This is a genomic window from Streptomyces sp. NPDC127108, assembly GCF_042677545.1.
Classification (GTDB): domain Bacteria; phylum Actinomycetota; class Actinomycetes; order Streptomycetales; family Streptomycetaceae; genus Streptomyces.
Genome location: NZ_JBHXTE010000007.1, coordinates 105,336 through 122,653 on the forward strand (window position 1 = coordinate 105,336; position 17,318 = coordinate 122,653).

Annotated in this window: 11 protein-coding genes; 5 read left to right on the forward strand and 6 right to left on the reverse strand. The window is 73.5% G+C overall.

All coding sequences use genetic code 11. The features are described 5' to 3' along the window. Positions 1–3: 3 nt before the first annotated feature. Genes ACFVHO_RS08030 through ACFVHO_RS08045 form a run of 4 tightly spaced genes read left to right on the forward strand, consistent with a single transcriptional unit; the run spans position 4 to position 6,855 of the window. Complete coding sequence (locus tag ACFVHO_RS08030) at positions 4–1,674, forward strand: Hsp70 family protein (RefSeq protein WP_385711374.1); 1,671 nt, start codon at positions 4–6, stop codon at positions 1,672–1,674. Then, on the forward strand, positions 1,675–2,862 hold the full coding sequence (locus ACFVHO_RS08035) for a hypothetical protein (RefSeq protein WP_385711375.1): 1,188 nt from the start codon (positions 1,675–1,677) through the stop codon (positions 2,860–2,862). Then, positions 2,859–5,303 (forward strand): GTPase-associated protein 1-related protein, encoded by a 2,445-nt coding sequence (locus ACFVHO_RS08040; RefSeq protein ID WP_385711377.1) that lies wholly within the window; start codon positions 2,859–2,861, stop codon positions 5,301–5,303. Before ACFVHO_RS08035 ends, ACFVHO_RS08040 begins: the two co-directional genes overlap by 4 nt. A 7-nt stretch (positions 5,304–5,310) precedes the next feature. Continuing rightward, positions 5,311–6,855, forward strand: coding sequence for a hypothetical protein (locus ACFVHO_RS08045; protein ID WP_385711379.1), 1,545 nt, complete (start codon positions 5,311–5,313; stop codon positions 6,853–6,855). Positions 6,856–6,996: 141 nt separating this feature from the next. On the opposite strand, the gene ACFVHO_RS08050 is transcribed toward ACFVHO_RS08045, so the two are convergent. Together ACFVHO_RS08050 and ACFVHO_RS08055 are read right to left on the reverse strand one after the other, a co-directional pair. Further along, positions 6,997–8,169, reverse strand: a complete 1,173-nt coding sequence (locus ACFVHO_RS08050; protein WP_385711381.1) for a cytochrome P450 — start codon at positions 8,167–8,169, stop codon at positions 6,997–6,999. A 241-nt stretch (positions 8,170–8,410) separates the two neighbouring features. Continuing rightward, entirely contained in the window at positions 8,411–10,426 is a 2,016-nt protein-coding gene (locus ACFVHO_RS08055) for a thioester reductase domain-containing protein (RefSeq protein WP_385711383.1), read from the reverse strand. Positions 10,427–10,798: 372 nt separating this feature from the next. Here ACFVHO_RS08055 and ACFVHO_RS08060 point away from each other — a divergent pair, with 372 nt between their 5' ends. Then, entirely contained in the window at positions 10,799–11,533 is a 735-nt protein-coding gene (locus ACFVHO_RS08060) for a polysaccharide deacetylase family protein (RefSeq protein WP_385711385.1), read from the forward strand. A 65-nt stretch (positions 11,534–11,598) separates the two neighbouring features. Here the strand turns inward: ACFVHO_RS08060 and ACFVHO_RS08065 are convergent, their stop codons facing one another. The 4 genes from ACFVHO_RS08065 to ACFVHO_RS08080 form a co-directional block, all read right to left on the reverse strand. After that, entirely contained in the window at positions 11,599–12,810 is a 1,212-nt protein-coding gene (locus tag ACFVHO_RS08065; RefSeq protein WP_385711387.1) for an FAD-dependent monooxygenase, read from the reverse strand. Beyond that, a complete protein-coding gene (locus ACFVHO_RS08070) occupies positions 12,807–13,913 on the reverse strand; it encodes an NAD(P)/FAD-dependent oxidoreductase (protein ID WP_385711389.1) in 1,107 nt (368 codons plus the stop codon). The genes ACFVHO_RS08065 and ACFVHO_RS08070 overlap by 4 nt, the downstream gene beginning before the upstream one ends. Positions 13,914–14,026: 113 nt before the next feature. Next, positions 14,027–15,253, reverse strand: a complete 1,227-nt coding sequence (locus tag ACFVHO_RS08075) for an LCP family protein (RefSeq protein ID WP_385711391.1) — start codon at positions 15,251–15,253, stop codon at positions 14,027–14,029. A 2-nt stretch (positions 15,254–15,255) separates the two neighbouring features. Then, positions 15,256–17,304 (reverse strand): bifunctional polysaccharide deacetylase/glycosyltransferase family 2 protein, encoded by a 2,049-nt coding sequence (locus ACFVHO_RS08080; protein ID WP_385711392.1) that lies wholly within the window; start codon positions 17,302–17,304, stop codon positions 15,256–15,258. Between the last annotated feature and the right edge of the window lie 14 nt (positions 17,305–17,318).

The following is a 17,318-nucleotide window of genomic DNA, read 5'->3' on the forward strand; positions in this document are numbered from 1 at the left end:
CACATGCTCGGCATCGCCATCGGCCACCGCGTCGCCCGCGTCGGCCGACTCGACCCGGACGGCCGCCCCACCGTGACAGTGACGGACCTGTCCGGCACGGACCCGGTCGCCGACCCCGCCGCCGCCCTTGCCGCACTCGGCGCCGGAGCCATCGACGAGGAGGCGGCGCTCGCGCTGCCCGCGTCCGCGGACCGCCAGGCCGGGGCCCGGCTGCGGCGCGCCGCCGAGGACATCGGTCTGCGCGTCGGCAGGATCGTCCCGGAGCCGGTCGCGGCGGCCCTGCACTACGGCGCGATAGCCGAGGGCGTGCACCGCACGGTCCTGGTGGCCGACCAGACGGCGGCCGAGGTGGACCTCACGGTCCTCGCCATCACCCCGGACCTGACGGTGCGCGTCGTCAGCACGCGCACGGAACAACTGGCCCACGACCACGCACTGGCGGCGCTGTCCCGGGAGCTGGCGGATTCGGCTCCGGACGCCGTCCTGCTCTCCGGCGACCTGTACGCCACGCCCGCCCGCCGCACGGACATCGAGAACCTGCCCGCCGCGCAGGGCCTGATGATCCGTTGCCGTACCCCCGAACTGGCCGTCGTACAGGGCCTGTTGCTCCTCGACGAGTTCGGCCTTCTGCGCATCGCCACCGGCCCCGCACCGACGAGCACCGCCTTCCCCCCTCCCCTGGAGGACCCGGAACCGGGAGCCTGGCCCACGCCACCGGAAGACCCCGACCCAAAGAGCGCCCCACCCGCGAACGCCCCGCAGGGGCACGAGAAGCTGCGCGACCAACCCCCACCGCCGCACAGCAATCCACCAACGGAATCCACCCCCGAGGGGCGCGGGGAACTGCGCGACCAACCCCCACCGCCCCGCGGCGAACCACGAACAGAAACCACCCCTCAGGGGCGCGAGGAACTGCGCGAACAACCCCCACCACCCCGCAGCGAACCACCACCCACAACCACCCCCGAACGGGACCCAACCCCAGACTCAGAAGCCGAAACGCACCCCCGACCCCAACCGCACCCGTCCCCGGAGGCGCCCCGCCAGCGTTCCGTTCCCGTACCCCAACTCCAGGCCATCCGCCGCGACGACCACCTCCTCGTCCTCTGGGCCTGGCCCGACGCCGCCCTGACCGCCCGGGTCCGCTGGCGCCGTGAGGACGTGACCGCGGGCGGCGAAGGCCCCCGTGAGGGCGACATCCGCTGTCAGCGCCGGGTCTACGAACACGACGGCGGCCTGGACCTCCGCCTGGGCCGGGGCGCCGTCACCCTCACCGTCGAGGCCCTGGTCCCCGACCCCGCCGTCGACACCGAGGGCGCCTCCTCCCTGCGCATCCCGGCCGAACCGCCCATCGTCGAGTACGAACCCACCCTGCGCCGCCGCCTCAACGGCACCCGCGTCGCGACCGTCACCTTCACCACCCGCACCGGCTGCGACCTCCCCGTGGTCCGCGTCGTCCACGGCCTCGGCCGCTACCGCCCCACCAGCACGGCCGAGGGCACCGTCCTGCACGAGGTCCCCGCCCAGCGCCTGCACTCCGGTGCCCCGCTCGTCGTGAAGTTCCCCTTCCCCGCCACCCGGGGCCCCTCCTGGCTCGTCTGCTTCCCGGCGGACGCCCCCGACTCCGACATCGACCTCCGCCCCACGGCGCTGCACCGGCTGCGAGTGACCTGAATGGCCAAACGACTGACCTGCCCCTACTGCTACGAGACGTTCTCCCCGCGTGAGATCCGGTTCCGCTGCAACAGCCGGCTCAGCCGCACCCGCAAGCAGTGCCAGCGCCGCCGCGACCCGGTGCTCGACGAACGCTTCGGCAGGCGCCCGAGCCACGACGTGGGCCCGGACTTCGCCGCCGACGGCCGCAAGTCGACGGCGGTGTGCCCGGACTGCGACGGCGAGACGGCCTACCGCGTCTGCCCGGTCTGCCACGTCGAACTGCCGGTGCAGTTCGGGATGGTGGACAACCGGCTGATCGCGATGGTGGGCGCGCGCTCCTCCGGCAAGACGATCTACATGACCGTGCTCCTGCACGAGATGCGCCACCAGGTCGGCGAGGCCTACGGAGCCTCGCTGATGGGCCTGGACGACACGACCATGCGCCGCTACAGCTCGGAGTACGAGGACCGGCTCTACCGCGACCGGCAGATGTTCCCGCCCACCCAGACCGCGACGACCAACGCCAACCGCGTGGATCCGCTGGTGTTCAGGTTCGGCCTGCGCCGCAAGGTGCTGTTCCGGGAGCGGCCGCAGCACAGCGTCCTGTCGTTCTTCGACACGGCGGGCGAGGACTTCAACAGCCGCGAGAGCGTGGAGCTGAACACCCGCTACCTGACGAACGCCGACGGCATCATCCTGCTGCTCGACCCGCTGCAGATGCCGGGCGCCCGGGACAACGCGGCGCCCGGCACGGCCCTGCCCGGCACCGACGGCATCGATCCGCCGATCAACGTACTGAGCCGGGTGAGCGGCATGCTGCTCGCCGCCCGGGGCGGCAAGGCGGCGAAGATCGACACCCCGATCGCGGTGGTGTTCTCCAAGATGGACGCCTTCTGGCACCTGATGGAGAACGGCAGCCCGCTGCGCTCGCACGCGCCCGCGCGCGGCCGCTTCGACGTCGGCGACAGCCTCAGCGTCCACGAGGAGGTGCGCCAGCTGCTCAAGGAGTGGGACGGCGTGCCCATCGACCAGTCCCTGGAGAACACCTTCGCCCGCTACCGCTACTTCGGTGTCTCCGCCCTCGGCCGCAGCGCCACGCCCGAGGCCCGCGTCGCGGCCACCGGCATCCAGCCCTACCGGGTCGCGGACCCGCTCCTGTGGCTGCTGAGCGAGTTCGGATCGGTGCCGAGGGCGGGCCGCGGATGAGCGGCTTCCAGCAGCTCTACTACACCTCCTGCGAGCACGGCCTCAGCGGTTCGTCCGGCTTCCAGTTCAACGCGGTCAGCGAGCAGGTCTCGGCCGAGACCCGGCACCGGGTGGAGGGCCTCGCCGGGTACGAACCGCCGCGCTCCCTGCTGGAGTCGGACGCCCCGGAGCTCCTTGCCCGCTGCCCGGTGAACCTGTGCCACACCCGGGACCGCCAGGGCGGCGCCACCACGCTGTGCGTGCGGTACGTCGGCCGGGACTCGGCGCGCCGCTTCGGCAACTACTTCGCCCACGCCCTGCACACCGAGCGCGAAGGCGTACGGGACGGCGGCGGGCCGCTCGCCATCGAGCTGTGGGAGTCCCCGGTGTGGACCACCCGCGTCGCCGACACCACCGAGATCCCGGAGCTGCCCGCGCCCCTGCCCCGCGGCCCGCTGTCCCCGCGCTCGGCGCACGCGTTCCTGCGCGGGCACCCGGGCGCCGGGCAACTCCCCGCCCTGCTCGCGGCGGTGTTCGCGGCGCTCGCGGAGGACGGCTCGGTCGTCGTGATCGACGAGACCACGGACCGGATCGCCCACTGGTTCGCGGCCGTCTCCTACCTCCTGCCGCCCCCGCTGGCCCGCACCCTCACCTTCGCCACCTACCTCCTGCGGCCCACCCGCAGCCGACTGCACCTGATCGGCACGGTGCCCGAGGCGCACCCCGACTTCGGCCCCGACGACGAGGAGTCGTACACCGTCTTCGACTTCCGCGCGGGCCGCTTCCCCGACGTGGTGCCCACCCACCATCTGATCCGGCTCCTCACCCGGATCGGCGTCGGCTCGATCCGCTCCGTGTGGTCCTGGACGGCCGAGTACACGGACGGCCAGGAGCGGGAGCTCGGCGACTGGCACGCCCCGGTGGCGGCGGCCGCGGCGGCGGGCGGCATCGAGCTGACCGACGCCGACGTGCGCGCGGTCGTCGACTGGCTGCCGGGCGCGGCTCATCTGGGGCCGCGCCGGGCGGCGGTGGCGGCGGACATCCACCACCGGCACCGGGACCTGGCCGACGACCAGCTCGCGCTGCTGAGCGCGGCCGCCGAGGCGGGCGGCGACGCGGCGCTGCACCAGGAGCTGGAGGGCAAGCTCCACCAGTCCCGGATCCGCGCCTACATGACCGGCGTGGAGAACGCGCCGGGCCCGGTGCCGATCACCCGCCCCACCGAGCAGCGGCGGGCCACGGCCCTGTGGCAGCGGCTGCTCGGCGAGGCCACCACCAGCCGTCAGCGGGTCCGGCTGCTGCTGTGGGCGGTGGGCGCGCGGCTCGATCCGGCGCCGGAGCTGCTCGCGGCGCAGAGCCTGGACCTGGCCCGCGCCCTGCTCGGCTCCGGTGACGCCGGCCCGGGGCTGCGCGAGGAGGTCGGCCGTCTCGTGAACGCCGTACCGGAGTTCAGGGCCGCGCTGGCCACGGCGGTGCGGGAGGCCCTGGAGGAGCGGGGCGGCCAGGAGCAGCTGTTCACCCAGTTCCCCGCCGCCTTGTTGGTCGAGCGTGACCTCGGTGGGCAGCGGCAGCTTCTCGAGCACTACTGGGCGGCGCAGGCCGAGCGGCAGCCCGACCGCACGATCGAGCTGCTCTTCCGGACCCTGGCGGTACGTGCCGAGGCGTCACCGGACGCCGCGCTGCTGCGCAGGATGTGGCCGCAGCCGTCGCCGACGTGGACGCACGAGGAGGCCATCGAGATCGCCCGCCGGCTGCCGAAGGACGAGCCGGTGACCGAGGCGGTCGGCGAGTGGTTCGACCGCGCGGTGAAGCAGAAGATCCGGGACGAGGGGGATCTCCAAGCCTGTCTGGTGCTGTGCGAGACGCTCTCCGCGCCCGGCCGCCTCGACTGGCTGCGGCCCGTCACCCGGGAGTGCGTGCACGTCACCCTGCGGTTGGACGTGGCCCTGCGCGAGGCCGCCGAGGCCACCGCGCTCGCCCGCGCGTTCCGGATCCCGCAGATCGAGGTCTGGGCGGCGCCCCTGGCCCTGAAGCGCCACCGCCTGGTCCCCGCCATGCTGCCGCTGCCCGCCGACCCGGCGCGGCTGCGCACGGACATCGGGGAGTTCGGCTTCCCCCTGGCCGACGCCTATCTGCGCGCCGTGCAGGCGGCCGTGCTGGCCTCGGGGCGACCCGACGGGGTGCTGTTCAGTCATGTCACCGGGGTGGTCGCGATCAACGACGCACGGGTCGGGCTGCCGCACGCGCAGCTGGAGATCATCCGGGCGCTGCGCCTGCACCTGGCCATGCACTGGCCGCCCGACGAGCTGGACCGCCTCGCCCGTGCGGTCCGCCCCTACGACACACGGCTCGCGGACACCTATCAGGAGTACGCGGCGAACCGTCTGGGCCGCGTGAAGAAGTGGAGCCGCAAGCTCACCCAGCGGCGCTCCACGGACGCCCCCCGACCGGAAGAGGGGTGAGCGCGCGATGTCCGAGATCCTGACCTTCATCGTCGTCCCCGCGCTCTATCTGGTCCTGCTCCTGCTCTATCTGTTCGTCGCCCCCCTGATCGCGGTCCTGCGCGGGGCCGCCCTGGTCAGTGAACTCCTGTGGCGCTACGTCCAGTTGCTCCACGGCGTGCTGCGCCTGCGCACCCCCGCGTTCGTGACGATCCCGCCGTACCGGCCCGCCGACGAACTGGCCCACCGCAACTACTTCTTCGGTCCGGCCGTCCGCGACCTGCGCCAACTCCTCACGCAGGGGCGCCGGTTGTACGTCCGCTCGGTCAACGACGCCTACCGCCGGGTGACCGACCACCAGTTCACCGCGCCGACGACGCACCGGGCGGTCTCGATCCCGTACGGTCTGACCCTCTATCTGGGCCTCGCTCTCGGCGCCGCCGTCACACTGCCGCTGTGGGGGGTGCTCTTCGCCGCCCAGGCCCTCGGCGTGGGCCTGCTCACCGTCGGGGCACGGCTGCTCGCGCTCGCCCTGCGGGGCACCGACCGCGCGGTGATGAGCCTGCGCGGGCTGCCCCGGGGGATGCTGTGCCCGAGCTGTTTCGAACGGGTCCCGCACCCGGCGTACGACTGCCCGAGCCCGACCTGTCGGCGTCGGCACACGGACATCCGTCCGGGCACCTTCGGCCTCTTCCGGCGCCGGTGCGCCTGCGGCCACCGGATGCCGACCCTGCTGCTGCTCATGAGCCGGGACGCCCGCCTCGACGGCACGTGCGTGCACGAGAACTGCGGCAAGCCGATGAACCCGGACGCCGGGCACATGCCCGAGCTGATCCTGCCGCTGGTCGGCGGCCGGGCCGCGGGCAAGACGCAGCTGATGGCGGCGATGGTGAAGTCGCTGGAGGACGCGGCGGCGAACGGCGGCCCCGCGGTCCGGCTCGCCGACCCCGAGTCGACCGCCAACCAGCAGGTACTGAACGAGGTCCTGGAGATCCAGGGCCACACCCGTCCCACGCAGAAGACGCTGCCCCGAGCGCATTCGTTCGTGCTCGGAGGTGGCCGCGCCGAGCGCCTGGTGCACGTCTTCGACACGGCCGGCGAGCGGTTCGTCAACCGGGAGGAGACCGACGCGCTGCGCTACGTCCGCGAGGCCCGCACCTTCGTCTTCGTCCTCGACCCGATGGCCGTCGACGCGTTCTGGACCCGTCTCGCCCCGGAGCACCCGAAGGTGGACCGCACGCTGGCCTCGACGGTCGACCCGGAGGACGTGTTCTCGCGCTCGGTGCAGACGGTCCGCACGATGGGCACCCGTCTCGACAAGGCACGGCTCGCCGTCGCCGTCAGCAAGAGGGATCTGCTGGCGGGGCAGCCCGCCCTCCTGCCGGACCGCCCGGACGACAGCGACGCCACCCGGGAGTGGCTGCGCAAGCAGTTGGGGCTGCGGAACCTGGTGAAGGCGATGGACCTGGAGTTCGGCGAGGTCCGTTTCTTCTGCACGGCGGCGGTGGCGGACGAGCGGGGGCGCGTGGACCCCAGTGTCGCGGTGTTCGTCGAGTGGTGTCTGCGCGGCTGAGCGGACGGGCGTGGGCGGCGCCCGGGTGGCCCGGACGTCTGGGCGACGTCCGGGCCGGTGGTGGCACTGTCAAGGTCAGTACCAGTACCAGCGGCGAGCCGGCTGGTTGGTGAAGATGCGACGCATCGCGGCCATTGCTGTTCACCTCCCTCCTGTGTCGTGTCCGGTGTCGTCTGCGACAGGTGGCTTGAGCGTGCGGCGGAGCGTGAACGGCCGGGGGACGTTGCCCTCGGCCATGGCCGGGCGGGTGTCGCCGCCCGTGACGGTCAGGTGGGCGTCGCGGGACAGGGCGGTCAGCGACTCGGTGATCAGCGTGTGCGCCACCGCCGCGCCCGCACAGGTGAAGGGGCCCGCGCCGAACGGGATGTAGGGACCGTGCCGCGCGTCCGCTTCGGCCCAGCGCTCGGGCCGGAACGTGTCCGGGTCGCTCCAGTGGTGGACGTCGTGGTGCAGCAGGTGCGGGCTGACGGACACGAGGTCGCCCGCTTCGAAGGCGGTGTCGCCGAGCTTGACGGCGTGCGGCAGGACGCGGCCGAGCATCCAGGCCATCGGGCGGTGCCTGAGCGCCTCGCGCACGACGGCGTCGGCGGGCCACGGCCAGGGCGAGGCCGCCTCGTGGCGCAGGCAGGCCAGCAGCACCGACCAGGCGAGGGAGGCGCTGAGCGGAGCCATGACCGCCCGGAACATCATCAGATGCAGCTCGGCCACGGTCCGGTAGTCCGTCTCGCCAGGAGGGCACGCGCCGAGCACCGCGTCCAGCACGTCCCGCGGTTGGCCGCCGCACTCCTTCCTGCGGCGCCCCGCTTCCTCGGTCAGGGCGGCGACCAGCTTGGGACGAAGGACCTCCGCCCGGGCCCGCTGCCACACGTGCGGCGCGCGGACCGCCACGCCCCCGAGGGCGGCCTTGCGCATCAACTTCCGCGTACGAATGGGGGTTTCGGGGTGCAGCAGCAGGTCTTCCAGGCCTCGGTGGACCAGTCGCGTACCGGTGTCGGGCCAGCGGCCGACGGCCGGGAGCGCGGCCACCGCCCCGGTCAGGGCGGCGCGGTAGTGCGGCACGCCGGACCGCATCAGGTCGCGGACCGCGTGGCCGACCTCGATCTGTGCGCCGCGGGTGGGCAGGAGTTCGCCGAAGAAGCCCGACCTGCCCGTGTTGTACTCGGGGCCGCGCAGCAACGTTTGTGCCAGCTCCGCGTCGCTGACGCACCAGCCGCCCCCGGGCAGCGGAATCAGGCCCGTCGTGCTCTGCCGACGGAGGTCCTCGAGATATTCCAGTGGATCCTGCCGAAACCGGCGCCTGTCCCCCGTACGCATCCAGCCACCCCCTGGCGAGCCTCTTGGCGCCGGATGCCGAACCGCGTGGGCCGAGTCGCGCGTCGACAGCGTGCCGCTCCACGGGATGCCCGCCCCGGAAACCAGAAAACCGATCCCGCGACGCTGTCACTCCAACGAGTCATACAGGTATGCCTATCGGCCAAACGACCCGCGAGTCCGCGCCAGAAACCCCTGCACCGAAGCGGAGCGGAGGCCGCCGCTCCCACCGGGTCGCGACCCCTCAGACGATCTCCCCGGCCCCCTCCAAGTGCCGCCAGAAGTCCTGGATCATCCGGGTGTCGACCTCGGGGAAGGTCACGCCGATCCGCTCCAGGGCGCGCAGCGTCCGCTCGTTGCGCCAGGTGTCGCACGGCAGGTCCGCCGTGTCCCCGAGGCCGTCCTCGAACTGCCGGAACACGTCCAGGTACGGCAGGAACGGCAGCTCGCGCCCGGCCTCGCCCGCCTGCCTGAGGCGGCGCAGCCACACGCCGAGCCCCACCGGCTCCGACCGGCCGCCCCGCCGCTCGTCGAGCACCCGCAGGAACGCGCCCACGCTGGTCTGCCGGGGGTGGTGCAGATGGTGCACCACGGCGGGGTCCGGCCCTTCGGCGGTGCGGGCGAGGGCCACCAGGGCGCGGGCGGCGACGTCGACGGGCAGCAGCTCGGCCCGCAGCGCCGCGTCCTGCGGATGGCAGCCCAGGGCGGCGCAGCTGGCCAGGAGGCGGCAGAACATGTCGTCCGTGTTGATGGCGCCCCGCTCCGACTCGGCCCAGATCCGGCCGAGCCGGTACACGCGGGCGGACGCCCCGCGGGCGACGGCGTCCTGCACCATCACGTCGGCCACCCACTTGCTCGCCCCGTAGCCGTCGGCGGACGTGTGCCGGGCCCGCGCGACCGGGGAGTCCTCGGTGAGCAGCCGAGGAACGGCCGCGGCTCCGAAGACTCCCAGCGTGGAGACGTGGTGGAAGCGCTTGGGCCTGCCCTCGGCCGCGAGGTGCAGCAGGGTCCGGGTGCCCGCCACGTTCGCCGCCTTCAGCCGCTCGTACGACGACAAGTGGTGTACGTACGCGCCCGCGTGGACGATCGTGTCGACCTCGGCCCGCAGCCGCGCCCAGTGGTCGGTGTCGACGCCGAGGCCCTCGCGCGCGAGGTCGCCGAGCACGATGTGCACGCGCCCGGAGCCGATGTCCGGGTCGATGCCGTAGGAGCGCAGGACGGCGTGCAGACGGGTGCGGGCCGCCCGCTCCGACTCCGCGCGCACCAGGCAGTGCACCTCCGCGTCGGTCCGGGTGCGCAGCTCGCGCAGCAGGAAGGCGCCGACGAAGCCCGTGGCTCCGGTGAGCAGCACCTGCCGCGGGGGCGCGCCGAAGCCTCCGGCGTCCGGGAAGCACAGGCCCGGGGCGAGCCGCGCCTCCGAGCACGGCACCACGGCGGGGGCGGCCGCCGGGTGGCCCGCCGCCGTGTTCGCGACGGTCCGGGCGAGGTCGCCCGGCCGTGGCCCGCCGAGGAAGTCCCGCAGCGCGACGCGCACGCCGAACTCGGCGTCCACGCGCGCGAGCAGGCGCACGCTGAGCAGCGAGTGGCCGCCCAGGGCGAAGAAGTCGTCGTCGACGCCGACCCGTGCCACGCCAAGGACCTCCGCGAACAGGGCGCACAGCGTCCCCTCGTGCGCGGTGCGCGGGGCCCGGTACGCCGCCGCGCCGACGGCGAGGTCCGGGGCGGGCAGGGCGGCACGGTCCAGCTTGCCGTTGGGGGCCAGCGGGATCCGGTCCAGGGCCGTGACGGCCGAAGGGACCATGAAGTCGGGCAGCTTGCCGAACGCGTACGCGCGCAGGGCCCCGACGTCGACGCCCGCGCCCGTCACGTAGGCCACGAGCTGCTTCCCGGCTGGCGTGTCCCGGGTGATGACGGCTGCCTGCTGGACGTCGGGGTGGGCGGTGAGGACGGCTTCGACCTCGCCGGGTTCGACGCGGAAGCCGCGGATCTTGGTCTGGGTGTCGGCGCGGCCCGCGTACTCCAGGCGCCCGTCGTCGTTCCAGCGGGCGAGGTCCCCGGTGCGGTACAGACGGGATCCGGGCGGGCCGAACGGGTCGGCGACGAACCGCTGGGCGGTCAGGGCCGCTTGGCCGAGGTAGCCGCGGGCCAGCTGCCCGGCGACGTACAACTCACCGACGACGCCCGTCGGAAGCGGCGTCAGCCAGGGGCCGAGGACGTAGGCGCGCATGTGGGGCAGCGGGCTGCCGATGGGTGTGGTCATGGCTCCGGTGTGGTCGGGGACGACGAGCGGTGGACGTCCGCTCCCGGACCAGAAGTCAACGGACCGGCAGCACCCCGTGTCCAGGCAAGAGCACCCCGTGGCGACGGGAGCGCGCGCAGGAGGTACGGAGAGGGCAAAGAAGCCGCGGCACGGTCAGGCACGGACCCACCCGGCGGCGTCCGCCACCCCCGCGGGTCCGCCCTCCCCCGCCCTCATCCAACTTCCCGGCAGTGGTGCCGCGTCGAGGCGTCCTGGTGGCGGGACATCACGGTCATCCCCGGCGCCGCCCCGCCAGGCGGCCGGCCGGGACCACCCGGTTGCGCGGCATGGCGGACAGGAGCGACAGGCCCCGCCCGCGCAGACTCACGACCCATGAACCCCACACGACGAGCCGTCCTGGCGGGCCTGTTGACCACCGCGGCCCTCACGCCCGGCGCGACGGCACGCGCCACTGCGGCCCGCCCCCGCCCTCCCGCCTCACTGCTGGGCCGGGAGATCCGCCGACTGCCCACGGCACGCGCAGTGGTGGCGCTGACCTTCAACGCGGCGTGGGACGAGAGCGGCGTCGACGTCGTCCTGGCCGAGCTGCGGCGCCGACGCCTGGCGGCCACGTTCTTCCCGACCGGGAGGTACGCCGAGACCCACCCCTCGGCGGTGCGGGCCATGGGCGCCGAGCACGGCCTCGGCAACCACTCCCACAGCCACCCGTACTTCGACGGCCTGAGCACCGCCGCACGCGCGCGGGAGGTGCGCCGCGCCGACGCGGCGATCCGGGCCGCGTCGGGGACCGAGCCGCTGCCCTTCTTCCGCTTCCCCTACAGCTCCACCACGACCGCCTCGGTCGCCGACGTCAACGCCCTCGGGTACGCGGCGATCGAGTTCACCACGGACACCAACGGCTATCTCGGCCCGGGCCGCGGCATGACCGTGGAGCGGGTCGTCGGGCGGGCCGTCGCCGCCCTCGCACCCGGCGCGATCATCCAGATGCACGTGGGCAGCAGCAGCGGCGGGGTCGTGCTCGACGCCCAGGCGCTGCCGCGGATCCTCGACGCGATCGGGGCGGCGGGTTATGGAGTGGTGGACCTGCGGGATTTCCTGGTGCCGTAGCGGCGAAGCGATCCGCCCGGGCCCGATGCCCCCACGGCCGCCGCGTGGCGTCGTTCGGGCCTCGCCTACGCCCAGGGTGCGGCGACATCGGTGTTCTTGGCCCGCATGTCCTTGCTGTCGAGCAGTCTCCTGCAGAACGCCTTGCCGAGGCCGGGCACGCGCATCAGCCGACTGATCCCGGCCCGCACGATCAGCTCTTTGCGGTCCAGCGGGGTGAACATCCGCCGCCCGGAGACCAGTGCGCTGTCCTGCTGGGCGCGGATGAACGGCCGCATGCGCGCCTCCCAGGCCCGCAGCGCACCGGACACGTCGCCCTGGTGGCGCTCGAGCATGGTGCCGAGCAGTTCTCCACCGGCCATGCCGCCGGACACCCCCATGCCCGAGTACAGCGTCATGCACCAGGCCGCGTCACCGACGAGGACGACCCGGCCGCGGTGCCAACTGTCCATCCTCACCTGCTGCACCGAGTCGAACAGGGCGTCAGGAGCCTGCTCGTAGCGGGCCAGCAGGCCTTCGAGGAGCGGACCTGTCGGCTCGGGGCCGAAGGCGGCGCGGACGGACTCGACCGGTGGACGACGGAACTCGGCGTCGACGTCATGCGTGCGGTACGAGAACAGCAGGCTCGGTGCCCGGTCGGCGAAGGGGAAGGCCCAGACCGAGCGTCCCGGCTCGGCCAGGATCAGGCCCTCGGACGGGCCGAATCCGTCGACCGGCCCGTCCAGGAGGGTGACGCCGATCATGTAGTTCGTCGGGCGCAGGAAGCGCCGGGGGCCGAAGACCAGCTCCCGCACCGTGGAACGCATGCCGTCCGCGCCCACGACCAGGTCGAAGCGCTCGTCGACGGTGGTGTCGGCCACCGTGTCGCGCAGCGGGACCCGTACGCCGGACTCGTCCTGGTCGATACGGGTGGGCACCGTGGCGTAGCGGATCTCCACGTCCTCCGGCAGCGCCGCGAACAGCCCTTGTTCCACGTCGCCGCGCAGCAGCGGCCGAGGACCGCCCTCCAGGGATCCCAGGTTGACCCGGGGGCGGCGGTTGCCGCCGCGGTCGACGTCGTACAGGGCGATCTGCGGGCCGCCCCGGTCACCGATTCGCTCCAGCGCGCCGAGCCGCCGCGCCGAGGCGACTCCCGAGCCGAACAGCGCGATGTAGTACCCGCCCGAGCGCCGGGCGGGAGCCCGCTCGACCACGACCGGATCCCAACCCGTCTGCCGCAGCCGCACGGCGGTGGCGATGCCCGCGATGCCGAGCCCGACCACGAGTACCCGGCCCCTCACTTCGGTCCCCGCAGCCAGGCGATGGTGGCGGTGCGGGACCCGTACTTGGCTCCCGAGGTCGCGCCTTCCTTGACCACGACCGCGGGACGGCCCGCGAGATACTGCCGCCGCGCGGTGTCGTCGCGCCGGGACAGCTGGATCACGCCGTCGCGACGACCGAGGGTGAGCCCCGTGCCGAAGTACCCCATGGAGTACGGCTTGAGCCCCCGCCCCTTGACCATCCTGACCAGCGTGTCGGCGGCGTGCGCGCCCTGCGGGCCCGCGGTCTGGCAGGCGGCCCGGGAACCGGGGACGGCCGCGCAGTCGCCCACGACGAAGATCCGCGGGTCGCTCACACTGCGCAGATGCTCGTCGACGACGGCGCGGCCGCGCTCGTCGACCTCGAGGCCGCTGCGCCCGGCCAGATCGGGAACGCCGCCGAGGACGCCCCACAGGGTCAGATCGGAACGGACGTCCCCGCCCGGCCCCGCCGACCTGAGCCGCAGCCTGTCGGCGCCCTCCTCCCCCTGGTCGCGCAGCACTTGCGTCACGGTGTCCTCGATCACCGACACCTTCAGCCGTTCGAGTCCGGCGCGCACGCGTCGCCGGGCGCCGTCGGAGAAGCCGGCCGCGAGCCGGTTCCCCACGAGCCGCAGGCCCAGGTCGGGCCGCCCGTCGGCGATCTCGGCGGCCGTCTCGATCCCGGTCGCGCCGGTACCGATGACCGTCACCGTGGCGCCCGGGGGAAGCTGCGCCAGCGCGGCGCGGGCGTACTCCGCGCCCTCCCACGTCCCCACCGGGATCGTGCCCGGCAGCGGCGAGACCGTGGACCCCACCGCCAGGACCAGATGGTCGAAGTCGACGAACTCCCCGCTGTCCAGGGCCACACCGCCGTCCCCGATCTTCTCCACCGCTGCCAGCCGCGCCTCGACGCCGTCACGCAGCATCTCCACGAGCGGGGTCGCGACCTTCGCGGTGCCGGCGACGTGCTGGTGCAACCGCACCCGTTCGACGAAGTCCGCCCGCGGGTTGACCACGACGACCTCCGCCTCCGGCAGCTTCTTCGCCAGCCGGTTCGCCGCCAACGTCCCGGCGTACCCGGCGCCTGCCACAACAATCCTCATGAGTACCTCCTGCATCGAACGGGGCCGTTGCGAGCTGACGGCCGCGGTCCCATGCAGTACGACGACGTACCCCCTCGAATCGTGAGGCCGATGGCAGGCGGACGGTGCGCGGGTCAGCGCTGTGGGCGGGCGGCTGCTCGACGGCGCTCGCGGGACGTCTCCCCCGTCTCCGTGACCGGCCGGTCATGTCGCAGGTCGGCGAAGAGGCGGGCGGAGCGCTTGGCGTCCCACTTCAGTACGTTGCCCTTGGGGGTGGGGACGCCGATGCCGGAGACGGGGACGTTGATCTGCTTGCCCCGTCCGCCCGCGACGCCCTGTACGGCGCGGAACATCGTGGCGAGGTCGCGCAGGCTCATGTCCTTGTCGACGATGAGGGTGTCGAGCCCGGCCCGCAGGGCGGGGCCGATCTCCGTCGGGTCGAAGAGCGTGCCGGGGCGGGCTGCCTGGTGGGCGAGGGTCGACAGGAACTTCTGCTGGTTCTTGGAGCGGCCCAGGTCGCCCTCCCGCTCCTGGTGCCGCTGGCGGACGAAGGCGAGCGCCTGCCGGCCGTCCAGGGTCTGGCAGCCCTTGCGCAGGTCGGCACCCGACTTCTTGTCCTTGATGTCCCGGTCCAGACACATCCGTACGCCTCCGATGGCGTCGACGATGTTCACGAACCCGGCGAAGCCGATCTCGGCGTAGTGGTCGATGCGCAGGCCGGTGTTCTTCTCGACGGTGTGGACCAGGAGTTCGGGGCCGCCGTAGGCGAAGGCGGCGTTCAGCTTGTCGCCCTCGGGGCGCTTCGTCTTGCCGGTGAGCGTGTCGAGGCGGCCGGGCACGGTGACCCAGGAGTCGCGCGGCAGGCTGACCATGCTGGTGCCGTGGGCCCCGGTGTGGAGCAGCATCATCGAGTCGGTGCGCCGCCCGCCGCCCCCGCCCGCGTGCAGGTCCTGCACGTCCCCCTCGGAGAGCCCGTCGCGGCTGTCGGAGCCCACGATCAGGTAGTTGGTGCCCTCGCCGGGCGGCGGCCGGTCCCCGTACGCGCCGAGGTCGACCTCGCGCTGGAGCCGGGTCTCGGCCCATCCGTACGCCCCGCCCACGGCGACGAGCACCAGGGCGAGGAGAGCGAGCACCGCGCGGCGCAGCCTCCGGCGCTTCTTCTTCGGCTGCCGGGCGTGGGCGCGCCGGGGCCCGTATCGGGAGCTGGGGCGGTCGGTGAAGCGCCCGATCGGGTCGGGCCGGGCGGGGCTCTCGATCGGGTCGGGCGCGGCGGGGTCCTCCGGGGAGCCGAGGCCCTCCGGGGAGCCGGGGTCCCCCGCGGGCGGGGCGTGCCCGGCCCGCGGGTCGAGCGGGTCCGTCATGGTCAGCTCCCTTGCAGGCTCGGCCGTGTCTCTTCGGACGGCGCTTCGAGCAGATACGGGTCGGCGGTCCCGGCGCGCTTCATGCTGTGCCACTTCAGCCGGGTGCCGAGCAGCGCCGTGGTCACGGAGTGGATGACCACGAGGTACATCAACTGCCGGTAGACGAACTGCTGGAGCGGCAGGACCCACAGCACCCGCAGCCGTTCCCGGTCGAGCCGCAGCGCGTACGCGGCGGTGACCAGCTGGACGGACAGGAACCCGAACCAGACGAGGGCGGCCTCCACGGGGTCCCGGAACAGCGCCCCGAACAGCGCGAACATGTCGACGACCGGCGCGCACAGCGGCAGGACGATCTGGAACAGCGTGACGTAGAGCATCACCCGGCGGCCGAAGCGTCCGGCGGGGCCGACCTCCACCACCGCGCGCCGGTGCTTCCACATCGACTGGAGGGTGCCGTAGCACCAGCGGTAGCGCTGGCGCCACAACTGCCGCAGGGTGCCCGGCACTTCGGTCCAAGCGACCGCCGACTGCTCGTAGACGACGCGCCAGCCGGCGCGCCAGAGCGCCATCGTGAGGTCGGTGTCCTCGGCGAGGGTCTCGTCGCTGACGCCGCCGACGCCCATCAGCGCGTCCCTGCGGAAGGCGCCGATCGCCCCGGGCACCGTCGGCATGCACTCCAGGACCTCGAACATCCGCCGGTCGAGGTTGAAGCCGAGCACGTACTCCAGGTGCTGCCACTTGCCCATGAGGCTGCGCCGGTTGCCGACCTTGGTGTTGCCGCTGACCGCGCCGACCGCCGGGTGGGCGAGCGGCTGGACGAGCCGGGCCAGCGCCTCGGGTTCGAAGACGGTGTCCGCGTCGACCATGACGACGATGTCGTGGCGGGCGTGCGCCAGGCCGGTGTTGAGGGCGCTGGGCTTGCCTCCGTTGGGCTGCCGGATCACCGTCACGCGCGGGTCGGCGTCGGCGATGGACTCGGCGATGTCGGCGGTCGCGTCGGTCGAGCCGTCGTCGATCACGATGATCTGGAAGTGCGGGTGGGTGGAGGCGAGCAGCGAGTACACCGTGGAGGCGATTCCGGCCTCTTCGTTGTACGCGGGCACCAGGACCGTCACCGGGTCCCTGACCTCGCGCAGACGCGGCGCGCCGGGCCGGTACCGGTGCAGCCTGCGCACGTGGAGCCGGGCGAACACCGCGAACAGGAGCATCCGCAGGACGCCGAGCGTGCCCGCGAGGGTCAGCGTCCACACCATCACGGTGAGGAAGGCCTGCCCGAGCTTCTTCGACCAGATCAGACCCGCGCCCTCGACCTCGTCGGCGACCGGGACCCCGGCGACGAAGGACGGCCGCCCGAGCCCGCCGCTGATGGTGGTGAACCGCTTCACCCTGCGGTCCCGCAGCAGGTCCTGCGCCTCGCGGTAGCCCAGGTCGGTCTGGCTGTGCTGCGACACGAGGCCCCGCCACGGCTTCCGGGCCTTGTGGTCCGAGGCGACCACCAGGTACCCCTGCTCCGCCGCGCGCTTCGCGGCCGGCCACTGGGGGCCGCAGAGCGTGTCCGCGGCCGTGGTGTGCGGCAGCCGCAGCAGGGTGGTGTTGACACCGGCCGCGCCCGCGAGAGCGGTCTGGGTGAGGGACAGTTCGAGGCGGGCGCGCAGCGGCGACGCGACGCCGAGGTCGCCGCCGCTGTAGGTGTACGAGCCGACCTCGTGGCCCTCGTAGAGGATCCGCCGCATCAGCTTCGGGTGCCGGGCCGCGTCCTTCCCGTAGACGAAGAAGGTCGCCCGCGCCTGGTGCCTGCGCAGCAGGTCGAGCAGGCGCGGCGTCCACACCGGGTCGGGCCCGCCGTCGAAGGTGAGCGCGACGGTTCCCGGCGGCATGCCCGTGGTGCTCACGCCCTTCGGGCCGAACCGCAGCAGCGGCTGCCCGTCGTCCGCTTCGCGGGGGATCGGGCGGGTGCACGGCGGTTTGGTGCGCGCGGCGTCGACCTGGTGGGTCGTCCAGCCTTCGAAGAGGAGGGTGACGGCGACCACCAGGAGGACGAGGAGGAGCACGAGCCAGTGTCCGC

Excerpts from the sequence above, each read along its gene's own strand:
- ACFVHO_RS08030 (WP_385711374.1), top strand. The coding sequence starts at position 4 with ATGCTCGGCATCGCCATCGGCCACCGCGTCGCCCGCGTCGGCCGACTC.
- ACFVHO_RS08035 (WP_385711375.1), top strand. The coding sequence starts at position 1,675 with ATGGCCAAACGACTGACCTGCCCCTACTGCTACGAGACGTTCTCCCCG.
- ACFVHO_RS08040 (WP_385711377.1), top strand. The coding sequence starts at position 2,859 with ATGAGCGGCTTCCAGCAGCTCTACTACACCTCCTGCGAGCACGGCCTC.
- ACFVHO_RS08045 (WP_385711379.1), top strand. The coding sequence starts at position 5,311 with ATGTCCGAGATCCTGACCTTCATCGTCGTCCCCGCGCTCTATCTGGTC.
- ACFVHO_RS08050 (WP_385711381.1), bottom strand. The coding sequence starts at position 8,169 with ATGCGTACGGGGGACAGGCGCCGGTTTCGGCAGGATCCACTGGAATAT.
- ACFVHO_RS08055 (WP_385711383.1), bottom strand. The coding sequence starts at position 10,426 with ATGACCACACCCATCGGCAGCCCGCTGCCCCACATGCGCGCCTACGTC.
- ACFVHO_RS08060 (WP_385711385.1), top strand. The coding sequence starts at position 10,799 with ATGAACCCCACACGACGAGCCGTCCTGGCGGGCCTGTTGACCACCGCG.
- ACFVHO_RS08070 (WP_385711389.1), bottom strand. The coding sequence starts at position 13,913 with ATGAGGATTGTTGTGGCAGGCGCCGGGTACGCCGGGACGTTGGCGGCG.
- ACFVHO_RS08075 (WP_385711391.1), bottom strand. The coding sequence starts at position 15,253 with ATGACGGACCCGCTCGACCCGCGGGCCGGGCACGCCCCGCCCGCGGGG.